This is a genomic window from Pedobacter sp. 10L46_2, assembly GCF_056395165.1.
In genome coordinates this window covers 1-17,109 of the sequence record NZ_JBFTIZ010000049.1, presented here as the reverse complement: position 1 = coordinate 17,109, position 17,109 = coordinate 1, and the positions used below count along the sequence as shown (strand labels likewise).

Annotated in this window: 15 protein-coding genes; 9 read left to right on the top strand and 6 right to left on the bottom strand. The window is 38.2% G+C overall.

Annotation, left to right across the window (positions count from 1 at the left end; all coding sequences use genetic code 11):
• Positions 1–229: 229 nt before the first annotated feature.
• Positions 230–1,462, top strand: coding sequence for a LysM peptidoglycan-binding domain-containing protein (locus AC1DDX_RS07760; protein WP_337716613.1), 1,233 nt, complete (start codon positions 230–232; stop codon positions 1,460–1,462).
• Positions 1,452–2,105, top strand: a complete 654-nt coding sequence (locus tag AC1DDX_RS07755; protein ID WP_288879059.1) for a uridine kinase family protein — start codon at positions 1,452–1,454, stop codon at positions 2,103–2,105. Before AC1DDX_RS07760 ends, AC1DDX_RS07755 begins: the two co-directional genes overlap by 11 nt.
• A gap of 16 nt (positions 2,106–2,121) precedes the next feature.
• Here AC1DDX_RS07755 and AC1DDX_RS07750 read toward each other — a convergent pair whose 3' ends face one another.
• Genes AC1DDX_RS07750 through AC1DDX_RS07730 form a run of 5 tightly spaced genes read right to left on the bottom strand, consistent with a single transcriptional unit; the run spans position 2,122 to position 7,685 of the window.
• Positions 2,122–2,781, bottom strand: a complete 660-nt coding sequence (locus AC1DDX_RS07750; protein ID WP_337716611.1) for a 3-oxoacid CoA-transferase subunit B — start codon at positions 2,779–2,781, stop codon at positions 2,122–2,124.
• Between the two features lie 17 nt (positions 2,782–2,798).
• Complete coding sequence (locus AC1DDX_RS07745; protein WP_068889605.1) at positions 2,799–3,500, bottom strand: CoA transferase subunit A; 702 nt, start codon at positions 3,498–3,500, stop codon at positions 2,799–2,801.
• Positions 3,501–3,549: 49 nt separating this feature from the next.
• Positions 3,550–4,638 (bottom strand): PQQ-dependent sugar dehydrogenase, encoded by a 1,089-nt coding sequence (locus tag AC1DDX_RS07740; RefSeq protein ID WP_337716609.1) that lies wholly within the window; start codon positions 4,636–4,638, stop codon positions 3,550–3,552.
• A 46-nt stretch (positions 4,639–4,684) separates the two neighbouring features.
• On the bottom strand, positions 4,685–7,057 hold the full coding sequence (locus AC1DDX_RS07735; protein WP_172659888.1) for an endonuclease MutS2: 2,373 nt from the start codon (positions 7,055–7,057) through the stop codon (positions 4,685–4,687).
• Between the two features lie 13 nt (positions 7,058–7,070).
• Positions 7,071–7,685, bottom strand: coding sequence for a DUF4296 domain-containing protein (locus AC1DDX_RS07730; RefSeq protein ID WP_337716607.1), 615 nt, complete (start codon positions 7,683–7,685; stop codon positions 7,071–7,073).
• 72 nt (positions 7,686–7,757) lie between these two features.
• Between AC1DDX_RS07730 and AC1DDX_RS07725 the strand changes: the two genes are divergently transcribed.
• The 6 genes from AC1DDX_RS07725 to AC1DDX_RS07700 all read left to right on the top strand — a co-directional run bounded on the left by AC1DDX_RS07725 (position 7,758) and on the right by AC1DDX_RS07700 (position 13,301).
• Positions 7,758–8,447 (top strand): YggS family pyridoxal phosphate-dependent enzyme, encoded by a 690-nt coding sequence (locus AC1DDX_RS07725; RefSeq protein ID WP_172659886.1) that lies wholly within the window; start codon positions 7,758–7,760, stop codon positions 8,445–8,447.
• Complete coding sequence (locus AC1DDX_RS07720; RefSeq protein ID WP_337716605.1) at positions 8,444–8,908, top strand: GNAT family N-acetyltransferase; 465 nt, start codon at positions 8,444–8,446, stop codon at positions 8,906–8,908. Before AC1DDX_RS07725 ends, AC1DDX_RS07720 begins: the two co-directional genes overlap by 4 nt.
• 1 nt (position 8,909) lies before the next feature.
• A complete protein-coding gene (locus AC1DDX_RS07715) occupies positions 8,910–9,719 on the top strand; it encodes a DUF3298 and DUF4163 domain-containing protein (RefSeq protein ID WP_288879052.1) in 810 nt (269 codons plus the stop codon).
• Positions 9,719–10,996 carry an aspartate kinase gene (locus AC1DDX_RS07710; RefSeq protein ID WP_337716604.1) on the top strand — a complete coding sequence of 426 codons (1,278 nt, stop codon included), beginning with the start codon at positions 9,719–9,721 and terminating at the stop codon, positions 10,994–10,996. The genes AC1DDX_RS07715 and AC1DDX_RS07710 overlap by 1 nt, the downstream gene beginning before the upstream one ends.
• Positions 10,989–12,173: a class I SAM-dependent methyltransferase gene (locus AC1DDX_RS07705; RefSeq protein WP_288879050.1), complete on the top strand. Its 1,185-nt coding sequence runs from the start codon at positions 10,989–10,991 to the stop codon at positions 12,171–12,173. Before AC1DDX_RS07710 ends, AC1DDX_RS07705 begins: the two co-directional genes overlap by 8 nt.
• A gap of 99 nt (positions 12,174–12,272) precedes the next feature.
• A complete protein-coding gene (locus AC1DDX_RS07700) occupies positions 12,273–13,301 on the top strand; it encodes a tetratricopeptide repeat protein (RefSeq protein ID WP_172659881.1) in 1,029 nt (342 codons plus the stop codon).
• 196 nt (positions 13,302–13,497) lie between these two features.
• Here AC1DDX_RS07700 and AC1DDX_RS07695 read toward each other — a convergent pair whose 3' ends face one another.
• Positions 13,498–14,163, bottom strand: a complete 666-nt coding sequence (locus AC1DDX_RS07695) for an NAD-dependent epimerase/dehydratase family protein (RefSeq protein ID WP_337716602.1) — start codon at positions 14,161–14,163, stop codon at positions 13,498–13,500.
• 189 nt (positions 14,164–14,352) lie between these two features.
• Here AC1DDX_RS07695 and AC1DDX_RS07690 point away from each other — a divergent pair.
• The coding region (locus tag AC1DDX_RS07690; RefSeq protein WP_477621919.1) for a DUF2723 domain-containing protein at positions 14,353–17,109 on the top strand (2,757 nt) is incomplete at its 3' end.

Genomic DNA, 17,109 nt, shown 5'->3' with positions numbered 1-17,109 from the left:
ACGGGTTTTACTTTCTTTTCATTTAAACTGATTTCTTTTGCGTCCATAGTATTTATTTTTTTATTTTGTCGCCCTTAACAGGAATTGAAAATATAACAATACCTAATTAAAATGGTTTGAAAAATGTTCTTAAACATACAATAGTAAATCATAAGCAACGTTTATAGTATCAATTCAGGGGTTATTTTTATTATTCGTATAATTGCGAAATTACTTTATCAGAAAATTAATGTATAAATATTATATAGTATCATTCTTTGCCGTACTTCTTAGTTTTTCAGCTGCTAAAGCAAACACCAGGGATTCAATTGGGGTTGAAAATTACAATGGTAAAAAATTGATCATCCATAAGATTGTCGCAAAAGACACCTATTACTCATTAGGAAGAAGATATAACGTTGTTCCTAAGTATATTATGACTTTTAATGACAACAAGTACCTTCAAATTGGTGTAATCATTAAAGTACCTACTGACATCCCATTTAACGGAAATCCGACTGCTACTGCAAGCACTAAAGAAACCGCAACGCCCGCAGTTACTGACACGCCTACCGAGGGCAATCTTATAGAACATGCCGTTCAGAAAAAAGAAAACCTTAATATGCTTGCCGAAAAATACGGCACTACTGTAAACGAAATCAAAAGGGTTAATAATCTTCGTTCAATAAACTTACAAATTGGTCAGATACTAAAAATCCCTGCTACAAAATCTCCGGATGGAACACCATTGGCAACTGTAGATCCTGAAAAGATCAACACACCACCGGTTGAAAATACACAAAAGGATCCTGTGGCCGTTGTGGTAAAAAAAGACAGCATAAAGCCTCAACTGCCAATCCAAAAACCTGCAGCAGTTAAGCCAGATACTTCAAAGCCCGCCACTTCAAAACCAGATTCTACGAAGCCAGATTCGGCAAAACAAGATAACGGGCCGTTATTGATTCATACAGTTGCATCAAACGAAACGATGTATTCTATCGCAACACGATACAAGTTAACAATGGATCAGTTAAAGGCTAAAAATAACCTGACAGACAATTCATTAACTGTTGGTCAGAAATTATGGATCAGGGGTCAATACCCTGTTACTCCGCAAGAGCCTGAACACCCTCTTGACACCCTAAATTCCATCAAAGATCCATCATTAAAATATGCGGCAAGCAGGTATGGCTTAAACCAGATCGACGAAAAAGGTACCGCCGTATGGATTTCTGATACTGATCTCGATCCTACTAAAATGTTGGTTTTACACCGCACAGCTCCAATTGGTACCGTAATGAAAATTACCAACCCAATGAGCAACAGATCAACCTTTGCAAAAGTTGTTGGTAAATTTTCTGAAAATGAGTCTACAAAAGATGTTATAATTGTAATGACTAAAGCAGTTGCTGATGCACTGGGAGCTTTAGACAAAAGATTTTATTGCAATTTAACATACGGCGGACAAGAGAATGAACAATAATAAGCCCTTTATTATCGGTATTGCGGGTGGTAGTGGATCCGGTAAAACCTTCTTTTTGAATTGTTTCCTACATCATTTTAAAAATGATGAGGTAACATTAGTTTCACAGGATGATTATTACATCCCGGCGGGTGAAATGACTCAGGAAGAGAATAAATTATACAACTTTGATCTGCCATCAACCATAGATGATCAGCAGTTTCTGCTTGATATTAAGAAACTCTTAAAAGGAGAAGTTGTTTATAAGAAAGAATACAATTTCAATAATCCATTAGCAATAACCAAAATACTGGAAATTAATCCTGCTCCTATTATCATTGTTGAGGGGCTTTTTATCCTCCATTTTAAAGAAATTGCTGCCCTTCTGGATCACAGGATTTTTGTTGAGGCAGAAGAATCTGTGGCATTAGACCGCAGAATTAAACGCGATGGTATGGAACGCGGATACCCTGAAGAAGATGTGGTTTACAAATGGCACAATCATGTGGTTCCTGCTTACAAAGAGTTCTTATTGCCTTACAAAGGCGAATGTGATCAGGTTATTATAAACAATCATGACACACCTGATGACATCATCAAAATAACCGAAGAGATCTCGGTAGATCTGAAGGTAAAATATTGCAAGCATAAACAGGCCGAATAAGCCTGTTTATGTTAAATTAATCCAATATCATTTCGGGCGCGTTCTCATCAGCGAACAGTTTACCAGCAGTGGCCTGTTTGATGTAATCAACACTCACTCCCGGAGCCCTTTCTACTAATCTAAATCCACCTTCAGGTAATATATCTAATACGGCCAATTCTGTTACCACTTTTCTTATGCAGTTTACTCCTGTAAGCGGTAAAGAACATTTTGGTAATAGCTTACTTTCACCGGCTTTATTTACGTGCTGCATGGCAACAATAATATTCTTTGCAGAAGCAACAAGATCCATTGCCCCTCCCATCCCTTTCACCATTTTACCTGGTATTTTCCAATTGGCTATATCACCATTTTCTGATACCTCCATGGCTCCTAATATCGTCAGGTCAATTTTCTGGCTTCTGATCATTCCAAAACTCATTGCCGAATCAAATATGGAAGATCCGGGTAAGGTAGTAATAGTTTGTTTACCGGCATTAATTAAATCGGCATCCTCTTCTCCTTCAAAGGGAAAAGGCCCCATACCCAACAAACCATTTTCAGATTGAAGCACCACATTAATTCCTTGGGGGATAAAATTAGCCACCAACGTAGGGATGCCAATTCCTAAATTCACATAGTAACCGTCTTTTATTTCTTTTGCGATACGTTTCGCAATACCATTCTTATCGAGCATATCAATATATTATAGAATTAATTTCTTGGTCTAACCGTACGTTGTTCTATTCTTTTCTCGTAGTTAGCCCCCTGAAAAATACGGTGTACATAAACGCCGGGAGTATGAATATGATCCGGATCGAGCACTCCGGGTTCCACAAGTTCTTCCACCTCAGCAATCGTAATTTTTCCGGCCATAGCCATTACGGGGTTAAAATTGCGACTGGTAGATCTAAAGATCAGGTTTCCTGCAGTATCACCTTTCCAGGCTTTTACTAAGGCAAAATCAGCATCAAAAGCATACTCCATCAGGTAATCTTTTCCGTTAAAATTTCTGGTCTCCTTACCTTCGGCAACCTCGGTACCTACACCTGCAGGAGTAAAAATGGCCGGCATGCCATATCCCGCTGCCATGCATCTTGTAGCCAAAGTGCCTTGAGGAATCAATTCTACTTCCAACTCACCACTTAACAACTGACGCTCAAATTCGGCGTTTTCCCCTACATACGACGAGATCATCTTTTTAACCTGATGCTGCTGCAACATCAAGCCAATACCAAAATCATCCACACCGGCATTGTTTGATATACAGGTTAATTCTTTAACCCCTTTTCTTACCAGAGCGGCAATACAATTTTCGGGTATTCCACACAAACCAAAGCCTCCAAGCATTAAAGTACTACCGTTTTTTATGTCACTGATGGCTTCATCAGCACCTGCTACGACTTTGTTTATCATACTAAAAGTTTTGTTACTAAATTATATTATAAATTGTGTTAGAACCAAACTATTTCGCTATTTCTATAATTTTATCATCATTGCCGTTGCTACTTCCAATATACACCTTACCATCCGGACTCATGCAAATGGCCCTTAGCCTCCCGTAATCATTTACAAGATAATCTTTACTGGTCTCAACCTTATCACCGTCTGCATCGAGTTTTAGCTGAGTTAATTTAGAGGCCTTTAAGCTAACCAGCAGTAAAGAGTTTTTCCACTCAGGGATAAGATCGCCACTGTAATAAGTTAAGCCGCTGGTGGCTATCGTAGGTGTCCATGCTTGAATTGGCTCTACCACATTATGGGCTGTGCAAAATGTTTTTTCAGCATCTTTGTTGCAATAACCCTCAACATTTGGCCAGCCATAATTTCGTCCTTTTTTAATGATGTTAACCTCGTCATCGTTATTAGGACCATGCTCTGATTCGTATAACTTTCCATTAGCCAGCCCCAAACCTTGCGGGTTTCTATGCCCCAAGCTCCATACGCGGCTACCCGCAACTGGGTTATCGGCAGGAATTGACCCGTCAAGATTTACCCTGAGTATTTTGCCCGACAAAGAATTCATGTTTTGTGCATTATCAGCCTCACTTGCATCACCGGTAGTAATCAGGAGTTTTTTATCTGCTGTAATGAGCAGCCTGGAGCCATTATGGATAGATGCTGCCGGAATCTGATCAAGAATAACCAGAGGCGAATTCAGGGTGCCGTTTGAGTAAGTAAACCGAACTACTTTCCCTTTATAATTTGAGCCGTAATCATAAACTACATATACCCATGGATTGGCTTCAAAGTCGGGATTTAGGGTCATACCCAGCAAACCACCTTCACCTTTTGATACCACCTCGGCAATAGTATGAAGCGCCGTTACAGCACCTGTTTCCGGATTTACTCTGCTAATTTTCCCTGAACGTTCGGTAATCCACAATTGCTTATCAGGCCCATAAACAACCTCCCATACATGTGAAAGTCCTGTGGCTAAAACTTTGGTTTTAATAGCAACATCACCAGGATTCTGCGAGTCTCCGGATTTGTTTTTCTTACAAGAAGAAACGCTCATAAAGAGCGCGAACAAACTTACGATTAATACCTTCATAGGATGTCTTTTTCTCATACAACATCCTAAATGTAAATAAGTTTATCTAATTGAAATAAACATAAGTGATGCCATCGCCACCTCTATCTGCATGCTCATCTTCTACCCTGTTTACCTGGCTATATTTCTTTAAATATTCACGAATCAGCTTCCTTAAAATGCCATCACCTTTTCCGTGGATGATCTTTATAAAAGGAAAGCCAAGCATGATCGATTTATCAAGATATTTTTCCACTTCATGCAAGGCATTTTCGCCACGCATACCACGCAGGTCAAGCTCAGCAGTGAAACTCGATATCGCTTCAGAAATACTGCCTGTAAATGAGTTATTCTGAACTGCTTTTTTAGCCTGTTTGTTGCTGATTTTCTGAACACGGTTTTTCTTCAGTACAGAACGAAGGTCGCCCAATGCAACTACCAGGTTATCACGGTTTATCTCAAGAACCTGCCCCATAGTTTCGCTATTGTTTAGCTGTACCCAGTCGCCCACTTCAATAGGCGTATTACTAATCACTGGTACTTCAGGCTTTTTCTCTTCCTTTACATGATTCTGCACCAATACCTTTTGCAGGTTTTGTCTCAATTCTTTGGTTACTACCTTATCTGCCTTGCTTTCTTTAATCTCTGCTATGGTATTCTCAACGAGTTTATTGGCATTTCTAATAATCGCCTGAGCTTCGAGCTTAGCTTCTTTGATCAGTACTTTCTTGTTCTCATCCAGAAACAGTTTAAGCTTCTCGTTTTCTGCGACAAGGTTTTTCACCTTATTCTGTTGATTGGAAAGATTAACTTTTGTATCGTAGATCTGTTTCTTTTCACGTTCCAGATCGACAAGCAAACTATCTATCCTGTTTTGATTGGTACCGGTTTTAGCCCTGGCAAGTTCCAACACCTCTTTTTGCAAACCAATGTTTTGTGCAATCTCAAAAGCATAAGAACTTCCCGGTTTACCAATTTCCAATACGTACATTGGTTTCATCTTGTCGTTATCAAACAACATGGAAGCATTTTCTAAGCCTGGGGTATTACCAGCAAAAAGCTTTAGGTTAGAGTAGTGGGTGGTAATTACCCCTCTCACTTTTTTATTGTTCAACACTTCCAAAACAGCCTCTGCCATAGGCCCGCCAAACTGAGGATCTGTGCCCGTTCCAAACTCATCAATTAAAACAAGCGATTTAGGCGTAGCATGGGCAACAAAATACCTCATTTTAGTAAGGTGAGCACTGTAAGTACTCAAATCACTTTCTATCGACTGGTCATCGCCGATATCGGCAAATATCTGATCAAATATACCTACCTCACTAGATTCATGAACTGGAATCAATAAACCTGATTGTACCATTAACTGTAATAGACCTACAGTTTTCATACAAACAGATTTACCTCCGGCATTGGGCCCTGATACGAGCACAATCCTCATGTTCTCATTAATATGAAAATTTAAAGGAACAACGGTTTTCTTATCCTCTTTAAAGGAAAGGTACAGTAAAGGGTGGCGTGCATTAACCAACTTAGTCTTGGCTTCCTTTATTAGAACCGGCATATCGGCCTCAACATCTATAGCGAACAGCGCTTTTGCACGGACAAAATCTAACTTAGTAAGGAAACCATGGTACGACAATAATAATGGTGTATATGGCCTCAGATCATTTGTGAGCGCTATTAAGATCTTTATAATCTCCCTGCGCTTGTCAAATTCCAGATCCCTAAGCTTATTGTTTAATGAAAATACCTCTTCTGGCTCTATGTATACCGTTTGTCCGCTAGCCGATTCATCATGAATAAAACCTTTCAGTTTCCTTTTATTTTCGGCAAGTACCGGTATACACATTCTGCCATCACGTATGGTTAAGCTACCATCGGCAACCCAATTATTACTAATTGCCTGCTTATAAATAGAGTCCATTCTCTTCCTTACGTCCTGCTCTGCTTTTGCGATCTCTCCAATTATATTTTGAAGTGCAACAGAAGCGTTTGGCTTTATCTTTCCTTTCGGATCCAGTACAGATTCTATGCGTTTAAGTATATTCTTTTCGACAGGCAGGTGCTCAAACAGCGCCTCCAGATTAGGGTATACTTCTTTTCTTTCATCAAAAAACCTCAGTACAGAAAATACAGTTTGTAAAGAGGCGTACATTTGGTGCAGCTCATCCTCTACAAGATAAGTGCCCTCCACTCTGATCTTATCGGCCAGAGATTTTATGTCGAAAAATGTACTGATTTGCAGCGGTTCCTGGTTCTCGAGGATACTTTTAAACTCATTTGTTTGTCTCAAAAACTTATTGATCTGATCAAACTTGGTCATCACCTGCATTTTGCCCACCATTTGCTGCCCCATAGGGCTCAGACAGTGTGCGTAAATAAGTTGTTTTACCTCATTAAACCCCAAACGCTCTAAACAATTCTCCGGATATAACATTCCTATTTCTATCTTATTTTTTATTAATAGTCTTCTTTAATAATTCTCTGGCCTTTATAGAGTCTGCCCTCTTTTTCCTGGCAGCCTTCCTTAAAACAGCTTTTGCTTTTTTGGTTGAATCCACTTTTTTAATAGAATCAGCCTTTTTAACTGCAATAACTTTCTTTAACGAGTCGGCCTTAAATTTAGCTCGTTGTGGTGCAGTAACTTTTTTCAAAGAATCTGCACGCTTCACAGAGTCGGCCTTAAACTTAGCTTTAACAATTTTAGCTGCCTTGGCTTGCACCAATGAATCTGCCTTTACCAAAACGTTCTTTTGCTTGGTTAATCCCTTGGTTACCTTATCATAGATGCCATCTAATACTTTCGGATGCTGACTATAGTAAGCCATACTTTTACCGTAAAGGGCCGAATCTATCTCGTATCTTTTATAAATGCCATTATAATAAGCCGCAGCGATAGTTCTTGACGTATCGATGTTAGGTATGGTAGTGATGTAAGCATCCACAATATGAATGTCGTGCAATACCAGGGCCATTTTATCAGGCTGAATAATATCGGAAGGAATACCTGGCTTACAGCCTGCAACGAATAAAAAAAGGAAGGCTGTGTATATAAAGTTCTTCATTATGGGCTAAAACATCATTATTTCTTAGACAAAGTTCGCTAAGGTTCTTATTTTTACCAAAAATACTGATAAATGAGTATAGCAGATAACTTATTAGAATATAAAAGCGAATTAGATAAGACACAGGTTGAGTTAATAGCCGTATCTAAATACCAGGAGCCCGCCGCAATTATGGAAGCCTACAATGCCGGGCAACGCGTTTTTGGCGAAAACATAGTTCAGGAACTGGTTGACAAACAAGCACAATTACCTACAGATATTGAGTGGCATCTTATTGGTCATCTGCAAACCAACAAGGTAAAATACATTGCCCCTTTTGTAAAACTGATCCACTCGGTTGATAGCCTGAAGCTATTAATTGAAATAAATAAACAAGCCGTAAAAAATAAGCGGGTAATAGACTGTTTACTTCAAATTTATATTGCCGATGAAGACACCAAATTTGGTCTTGGTTTTGATGAGGCTATTGAACTGCTTAGGTCTGAAGAATTTGCTACACTTAAAAACGTACGTATTGTAGGTTTAATGGGAATTGCAAGTAACAACGCCACAGAAAAACAGACTCTTGATGAGTTCATTGAGTTAAAAGTTCTTTTTGACGGTATTAAAGTTAGCTTTTTTAGAAAAGATGACTACTTTAAGGAAGTATCTATGGGTATGTCTGGCGATTACAAACTTGCAATTGAAGCAGGTAGCACAATGGTAAGAGTTGGCAGCAGTATTTTTGGTAAAAGGAAGATTAAACATTACAAAACAGAATGAGCATTACAATAAGAGTTGCTGAGCGAGAAGATTGTCCGAGATTATTGGAATTAATTAATGAACTGGCTCTTTATGAAAAAGCGCCGGAGGAAGTAACCGTAACCATAGAAGAATTTATGGATGCCGGTTTTGGCGAAAACAAAGTATGGAAAGCTTTTGTTGCTGAGGATAACAATAAAATTATTGGCTTTGCCTTATACTATACCCGCTACTCGACCTGGAAAGGCTGCCGCTTATACCTTGAAGATTTCATTGTAACTGAAGAATACAGGGGGAAAGGCGCAGGTAAGCTCCTTTTTGAAACGGTTATACAGGAAGCAAAAGATAAAAACTACAATGGCATGGTTTGGCAGGTGCTGGACTGGAATGAGCCGGCAATTAATTTTTACAAAAAGTACGCTGCTGATATAGAAGCAGGATGGTTAAATGCATCCTTTTCGAAGGAACAAATTTCGAAGTAATATGAAGAAATTAGGATTATTTATTATCGCCATAGGTTTTATAGCTTGTCAGAGTGAGAATAAAACAAGCAATACTACCGACACTACAAGTGTTGTAACTACAGGAGACTCATTAACTTTTAAATACGATTCAGTAAAAGTTTACAGCAAAACCCCAGTATCTGTTGATAAAAATGTAACTGATACTTCTAAGGCAGTTATTTCGTATCCTTTATTTAATGATGAAAAAGTAAACCAGTTTGTTGAAACCAAAATAAAACTGACAGCAGATTCTGGCAAAAACTACAAAACATATAATGAATATGCTACCGATTTTATAAAAGGTTATGACGACTTTAGAAAATCTGAAAAGGATTACCCGCAAACCTGGTTCTTAGACATCAATGCTAAGGTTGTGAAACAAAAGCCAGGCTACTTGTCGCTGCTAAACACTTATGTAAATTATTCAGGCGGTGCACACCCTAACAGTGTATTTATCTACCTGAACTACAATCCGGCCACACATCAGGAAATCCTTTTAGATTCTTTAATTCAACCAGGTTCCCTGCCAAAACTTACTGCTGTGGCCGAAAAGATATTCAGAAAAAATGAAAAGCTTAGTCCTACTGCTAGCTTAAAAGATGGCTATTTCTTTGATAAGGATACGTTCAAACTGAATGACAACTTTACCATTACGGATCAAGGTTTAATGTTTCTTTATAATCCTTACGAAATCAAGGCTTATGCATATGGAAAAACAGAACTGGTTATTCCTTTTAGTGAGCTTAAAGAAATTGCTAAACCAAATTCATTACTTAGTCCCGCAAATTAATGGAAGTATACAAATTTGGAGGTGCATCAGTTAAAGATGCCGAAGGGGTAAGAAATCTGGCCAATATCATTAAAGAACGAAATCAAAAAAACAACCTGTTAATCGTTATTTCGGCAATGGGTAAGGTTACCAATAAGCTTGAGGATTTAACAAAAGCTTATTTAACGGGTCTTGAGGATACACATCAGATATTTGAAGAGGTAAAACAATTCCATTTCAACATCATTAGTGAGTTATTTCCAGACCACAGTAACCCGGTGTATAACGACGTGGCAAACTCATTCGTAGAGATAGATTGGTTAATAGAGGAAAAACCAGACGACGCAGCTGATTACATTTACGATCAAATCGTTTCAATCGGGGAAATCGTCTCGACCAAAATAGCTGCTGCTTACTTAAACGAAACAGGTTGTAATGTGCAATGGGTTGATGCCCGTAACTTTATCCATACAGATAACAATTACCGGGAGGCACAGGTAAACTGGGAAAAAACAGAGCAGGAAATACAGAAAAAACTGGCTCCTGTTTTAGAACAATATATTGCAGTAACCCAGGGATTTATTGGCAGCACAAGCGAAAACTTTACCACAACTCTTGGTAGAGATGGTTCTGACTATTCGGCCGCAATATTTGCTTCTTGCCTAAATGCAACTTCGTTAACCATCTGGAAAGATGTGCCCGGAGTTTTAAACGCCGATCCTAAATGGTTTGATGAAACGGAAAGAATTCCGCGTTTATCTTATCATGATGCAATTGAACTGGCCTATTATGGTGCAACTATTATTCACCCTAAAACAATAAAGCCGATTCAAAACAAGAACATCCCTTTATTTGTTCGTTCTTTTCTTGATCATAAGGCCGAAGGCACAGACATTACGGGAGAAAACAATCATCTTCCGGTTCCATCCTTTATATTTAAAGTAAACCAGGCGCTGATCTCTATTTTCCCTAAAGATTTCTCTTTCATCATAGAAGAAAACCTAAGTGATATTTTTAGTTTGTTCCATAAACACAAGGTAAAAATTACAACCATGCTGAATTCTGCAATCAGTTTTTCGGTAAGTTTTGATCATGATCCTAAAAAACTGGAAGCGCTGATAGCAGATCTTTCGCTGCACTATAAAGTTAAGTATAACACTGGCCTGGAATTGGTTACCATAAGATACTACAACCAGCAAACCATAGATAGGGTAACTGTTAACAAAAACATCCTACTGGAAGTTAAAAGCAGGTATACCTGTCAAATTGTAATGAGGGACAAGACAACAGTTGAATAGACATGTTTTAGATAGCGAGGTTCAGGAGTACGTTAACAATCATTTAAATGATGATGTACACAAACTCGCTATGTCTAAAAGTCCGTTTAAGGATGTTGATTCTAAAGCGCTTGCTAACCAGATTGCGGCAAAAAACAAATCGGTAAAAAAATTGCCTACCTGGTATAAAACGGATTCCATTTATTACCCTGCCCTACTTTCCATTGAGCAATGTTCATCGGAAACCACAGCAACATACAAATCAGCGTTAGCTATTGGCGACAGCTTAATAGATCTTACTGGAGGCTTTGGGGTAGATAGTTATTACTTTGCAAAAACCGTTAAAAGCTTAACACATTGCGAAATCAATGTGGATCTTTCTGAAATAGCTGCTCATAATGCAGTAATGTTGGGACAACTAAATATTAAATGCCTGGCTGTGGATGGTATTGCGCTACTGGAAAAAACCGATGAAATCTTTGATACGATTTACCTGGATCCTGCAAGAAGAAGTTCGGCAGGCAAAGTTTTTATGTTAAAAGACTGCACTCCGAATGTGGTTGAGCATCTGGAATTACTACTTTCCAAATCAAAACGCATCATTATTAAAACAGCACCGTTATTAGACATTACGGCTGGTTTAAAGGAGCTAAGCAATGTTTCTGAAGTTCATATTATAAGTGTAAAAAATGAGTGCAAAGAACTGTTATGGATTATTGACAGCGACAGATCTGCGCAGCAACCAAAAATAACAGCAGTTACCCTAAACGAATCTCAAAAGGAATTCTCCTTTTTTAAAGGTGAAGAAGAAACAGAGGTTGAATTGCTAAACGAAACTCCTTCTGGCTATCTGTATGAACCAGATACAGCACTGCTTAAAAGCGGAGCCTTTAACCTGATAGCTGCAAGGTTTCGGTTAAAAAAGCTACATCATCAAACACAGTTGTATGTTTCAGATCATTTGGATTCCTCCTTTCCAGGCAGAATTTTTAAGATCAACAGTCTCTTATCTTCCAGTGATCTTAAAAAAGAAAAGTCGCCGAGGGGAAATGTTATTGCCAGAAACTATCGGGATAAGGCGGAAAACCTGGTAAGGAAATACAAAATAAAGCCTGATCACAACAAGTTCTTTGTTTTTACACAAGGTGCTAATCATGATTATCTAATAATAGATGCCGAAATAATGCAGCACTATTAAATTTTAGGTTTAGTTATTTCAATAATTCGTTCTAAAAAAATGATCGATTTAATTTAGCTTTATGCTAACGAAATAATCATAACCAAATTTTTCCTGATCATGAACCAATTAACGCTCATTCTCTTATCTCTATTTATTTCAACTGCGGTTTTATCTCAGGATAAAAGCAAGATTAACGGCCTAATCTCTGAAGGGGTTAAACTCCATGACGCCGGTAAATTTGAAGAAGCTATCTTAAAATATAAAGAAGCATTACAATTAGATCCGGATAATTCTACCGCGAATTATGAAATTGCCTATACACTATTTAGCAATAAATCGGCTAAAGATGCCATCCCGTATCTGAATAAAATAATTGAAGAGAATCCGTCTAATTCAGGCAGTGCATACGACATGTTAGGAAGTATTTATGATACACAGGGGCAGAAAGATAAAGCCATTGAATATTATAAACGCGGCATAAAAGCGCAGCCAGAATATCAGGGCCTATATTATAATCTTGCCATAACCTATAGTAGCCTCGACAAAAATGAGGAGGCATTACAAAATGTAACCAAAGCTTTGCAGCTAAATCCAAAACACGCAAGTAGCCATCGCTTATACGCATTAATAAACATGGCCGAACCAAGTAAAAAAATTGCTGCACTTCTTAGCTACTGTAATTTCCTGATACTGGAAGCTACCACTCAACGCTCGACTAAAGCTTTTCAGGATGTTAAATCAATTCTCAATTCAGGGATTACCAAAACAACCGGAGTAAACAACATTACGATCAATCGTAATCCCAACGAAAAGGATCCCGACGTAGGTGCAGCAAGCCTGGCCATATCAATGGCTTCGCTGTCGCCAGGATTGGCTGGTTTGTCGGAAGCAGATCAACTAGAACTACAGCTTAAAACAATTTTTGGTATTACCGGGGAACTTTCTGAAAAGAAAAAAGAAAAGGATTTTTTCTGGTCTTTTTACGCTGATTATTTTTACAAACTATCTAAATCAGAATTTATGCCATTAATCGCGCGCATTATTAGCTTTACTTCCAATCAGGAAGAAAAGAGAAAATGGATAAAAGAACATGAACAGCTTTTAACGGATTATTCAGTTTGGGAATCTGCAACTCCGCGCAATTGATACCTTCAATAGCCTAATCAAAAAGAAAGCCCCGGAATACTTATATTCCGGGACCTCATCACCCTCACCCATCACCTTTAATTGTGGTAGATACTCCCTTAAAAAAGAATATTAACTATTCATTTTTAAGCATTTACGTAGTTAGGCGATAAATGGTTGCCGCCATGATGCGGAATTACTTTGAGATGACGAAAGCCTATTCAGCGGCTAATATTTTAATATCTTTTATCTCCAGTATTGATTTAGAATATCCTTTAAGAACACTATTAATCATAGCTTGTCCAACCTCTTTTAAAGTGCTTACCTGGCCTGGTATTAGCAAGCGGAGCAAAGGATATAATGATGCTATAACCTGATAAAGCCCTTTAACATTTACCTGACCTGGGGTAGGCTTCATGAAACCCGGACGAAAATTATATACATTTTTAAATGGCAACTTCATTAAAGCATTCTCAGTTTTACCTTTTACACGTGCCCACATCACTCTTCCTTTTCCGGAACTATCCGTGTGACTACCGGATATATGGCTGAAAACCATCCCAGCATTAAGAAGAACAAGTTTATTTGCCAGGTGCATCGTAGTGTCATAAGTAATGTAACTATATTCCGCTTCCTTCATCCCATTTGAACTTATGCCTGCGCAATAAAAACATGCATCATAACCAGTTAACTGATCTTGTATGCCATCAATATTGAAAAAATCTGGCACAATGCATTCTTTTAATTTGGGATGCTTCTGACCGCGATAAGGTTTACGTCCAATTGCAAGTACTTCTTTTACCTTCGGATGCGACAGGCATTCTAATAATACGCCTTCGCCTACCATACCGGTAGCTCCTGTAATGATCACTTTAATTTCCATTTATTCAGTTACTAATTTTAGTGCCCATACAAAGCTTAGGCCGGCTTGCATAAAATTACAATTCCAAACTAAAGCACAAGCATTCTTTGCGAACAATTTTAACATTCTTTAACATACTTTAACATTCCCAAATCCGCTAACTTTCAATGTTTTAGTTATTTTTACTATTAAGAAAATTACCCTCAAACTATGAACCACTATCAAAAAATTAACAATCTTGTAGGATTTCTGCTTTTTCTGATTGCAGGAGTGGTCTACTGGCTAACCATGGAACCAACCGTAAGCTTTTGGGATTGCGGAGAATTCATTTCCGCAGCCGATAAATTACAAGTAGGTCACCAGCCTGGCGCCCCTTTATTCCTGATGATAGGAAAGCTATTTTCTTTGTTAGCTGCAGGTGACGTAACAAAAATTGCTTACTGGATGAACTTCAGCTCAGTAATTTTTAGTGCCGCCACAGTTATGTTTCTTTATTGGACCATCACCCTGATTGCCAGTAAGCTATACAAACAGGAAAAAACTACCGCGGATGTGCTAACCGTTGTTGCTACAGGTGTAGTTGGTGCTTTGGCATTTACCTTTTCAGATACATTTTGGTTTTCGGCAGTTGAGGCCGAGGTATATTCACTTTCTATATTATTTACAGCCCTTGTATTTTGGGCAATTTTGAAATGGGAAAGTAAAACAGACGACCGCTGGCTGGTACTAATTGCATTTGTAATTGGATTATCTATTGGGGTCCATTTATTAAGTTTGTTGGCCATTCCAGCTGTAGTACTCGTTTATTATTTCAAAAAAACAACAAAGCCAACCACCTTTGGTATCATTAAAGCAATAGGTGTTGCAGGGCTTATATGGGTAATAGTTCAGTTCGTTATTATCCAATATTTTGTATTGCTTGCAGCAAGGTTCGATTTGTTCTTCGTAAACACACTGGGCTTTGGATTTGGATACGGCGCCATAACATTTATACTGCTTTTGGCGGCCAGTATTACCTACGCCATCTACTACTCAATTAAGCATAAAAAGTACAATCTTAACCTCAGCATGATCTGCCTAACATTTGTATTGTTTGGCTTTAGCTCTTACTTTTTAATCATTATAAGAGCAGATGCGAAGCCAAGCTTAAACCTTTCGAATCCTGATAATGCTTTTGCTTTATATGGTTATTTAGGACGTACAAATTACGGTCAAACGCCCCTTTTATACGGACAAACTTTTGATGCCAAACAAATTGACGGCAAAGAAACTTATACCAAATACAGAAAAGGAAAAGATAAATATGAGGTTTCAGGAAGAGGTATAGATGTGGAATATGACAAGAATTTATTGTTTCCAAGAACATATAGTGACAAACCAGATCACATAAACTTTTACAAGCAGTGGTTAAATCTTGCTGACGGAGAAACCCCTTCTTTTGCCCAAAATTTAAAGTTCTTTGCATCATACCAGGTAGGTTTTATGTACTGGCGCTACTTTTTCTGGAATTTTGTTGGTCGACAAAATGACAATCAGGGTCAGGGAGGCTATAGCGAAGGGAACTGGATAACCGGAATTAAATCGCTGGATGCTATACGATTGGGAAGCCAAACCAACCTGCCACCAAGTATTGTTGACAATGAAGGATTTAACAAATTTTACGGTTTACCCTTAATATTAGGTATTGCGGGTTTATTCTTTTTATACCGTAGAAACAGAAATGACACCCTGGTAATTACAACACTTTTCTTATTTACTGGTCTGGCTATTATTGTTTATTTAAATCAAGATCCCAGACAAGTAAGAGAAAGGGATTATGCTTATGTAGGTTCCTTTTATGCCTTCGCTATCTTTATTGGCTTCGGGGTATTTGCTATCAGGGAGTGGTTATCGCGCTTTAATGCGCCTAAATTGAGCCTTATGGTGGCTTCGTTGGTTGGCTTATTGGCCGCACCTGTAATTATGGGTGTTCAGGGTTGGGGCGACCATAACCGTTCTGGCAAAGCAACTGCCTTAGAGTGGGCAAAAAACTATCTTAACTCTTGTGCTCCGAACGCCATATTGTTTGTGACCGCGGATAACGATACGTTCCCTTTGTGGTATGCACAAGAGGTTGAGGGTATTCGTACCGACATACGGGTTGTAAATATTCAATATCTTTCTGATGATGCATATATCAATCAAATGAAATTGAAGCTGAATAAATCCGCAGCTCTGCCTATTACTATGCCAACAGAGAAGTATGTAAATGGTGTTAGAGATTATATTCGTTATTATGATTACGATTTAAAAGACAGTGTGGAGCTAAAAGATCTTTTAGCAGTATTGACTTCAGATAATAAGGAGGATAAACTTCCACTATCGGATGGAAGTTACGTGAATTTCTTGCCTAGCCAAAACTTCAAATTAACGGTAGACTCAGATCAATTGGTAAAAACGCATACCATTTCAGCTAAAGACAAAGACAAGGTTACACCTTTGATGGAGTGGAAATACAATAAAGATATCATGTACAAATATGATCTGGCTTTACTGGATATCATTGCAAACAACAATTGGGAAAGGCCAATATATTTTGAATCAAATGTATCTGAAGATACTTATGCAGGTTTAGGCAAATACCTATATCTTGAAGGATATGCGCTGCGTTTATTGCCTTTCAAAACTGATCCTAAGGATACACGCGATAAAATGGAGAAAACCAATAGCGATCCGATGTACGATAACCTAATGAATAAATTTGATTTTAAAAGCTTTAAAACTGCAAAATACATTGATCCGGAAAGCAGAAGAGTTGCCCAAAGTTCATGGAGTGTTTCGAACTCGCTTACTACAAACCTTTTCATGGAAGGAAAAACAGATAAGGCACGCAACATTTTAGTTAAAAGCGTTAAAGAGATTCCTCTTAAAAATTATTCAGTTGACGATACCATAAACAGGTATCAGACCATCCAAAATATGTATGCC

Bases quoted from the DNA above. Each gene is read 5' to 3' on its own strand.
- AC1DDX_RS07735 (WP_172659888.1), bottom strand. From the start codon at position 7,057: ATGTTATATCCGGAGAATTGTTTAGAGCGTTTGGGGTTTAATGAGGTA.
- AC1DDX_RS07695 (WP_337716602.1), bottom strand. From the start codon at position 14,163: ATGGAAATTAAAGTGATCATTACAGGAGCTACCGGTATGGTAGGCGAA.
- AC1DDX_RS07700 (WP_172659881.1), top strand. From the start codon at position 12,273: ATGAACCAATTAACGCTCATTCTCTTATCTCTATTTATTTCAACTGCG.
- AC1DDX_RS07715 (WP_288879052.1), top strand. From the start codon at position 8,910: ATGAAGAAATTAGGATTATTTATTATCGCCATAGGTTTTATAGCTTGT.
- AC1DDX_RS07740 (WP_337716609.1), bottom strand. From the start codon at position 4,638: ATGAAGGTATTAATCGTAAGTTTGTTCGCGCTCTTTATGAGCGTTTCT.
- AC1DDX_RS07760 (WP_337716613.1), top strand. From the start codon at position 230: ATGTATAAATATTATATAGTATCATTCTTTGCCGTACTTCTTAGTTTT.
- AC1DDX_RS07710 (WP_337716604.1), top strand. From the start codon at position 9,719: ATGGAAGTATACAAATTTGGAGGTGCATCAGTTAAAGATGCCGAAGGG.
- AC1DDX_RS07725 (WP_172659886.1), top strand. From the start codon at position 7,758: ATGAGTATAGCAGATAACTTATTAGAATATAAAAGCGAATTAGATAAG.
- AC1DDX_RS07745 (WP_068889605.1), bottom strand. From the start codon at position 3,500: ATGATAAACAAAGTCGTAGCAGGTGCTGATGAAGCCATCAGTGACATA.
- AC1DDX_RS07750 (WP_337716611.1), bottom strand. From the start codon at position 2,781: ATGCTCGATAAGAATGGTATTGCGAAACGTATCGCAAAAGAAATAAAA.
- AC1DDX_RS07755 (WP_288879059.1), top strand. From the start codon at position 1,452: ATGAACAATAATAAGCCCTTTATTATCGGTATTGCGGGTGGTAGTGGA.
- AC1DDX_RS07720 (WP_337716605.1), top strand. From the start codon at position 8,444: ATGAGCATTACAATAAGAGTTGCTGAGCGAGAAGATTGTCCGAGATTA.
- AC1DDX_RS07730 (WP_337716607.1), bottom strand. From the start codon at position 7,685: ATGAAGAACTTTATATACACAGCCTTCCTTTTTTTATTCGTTGCAGGC.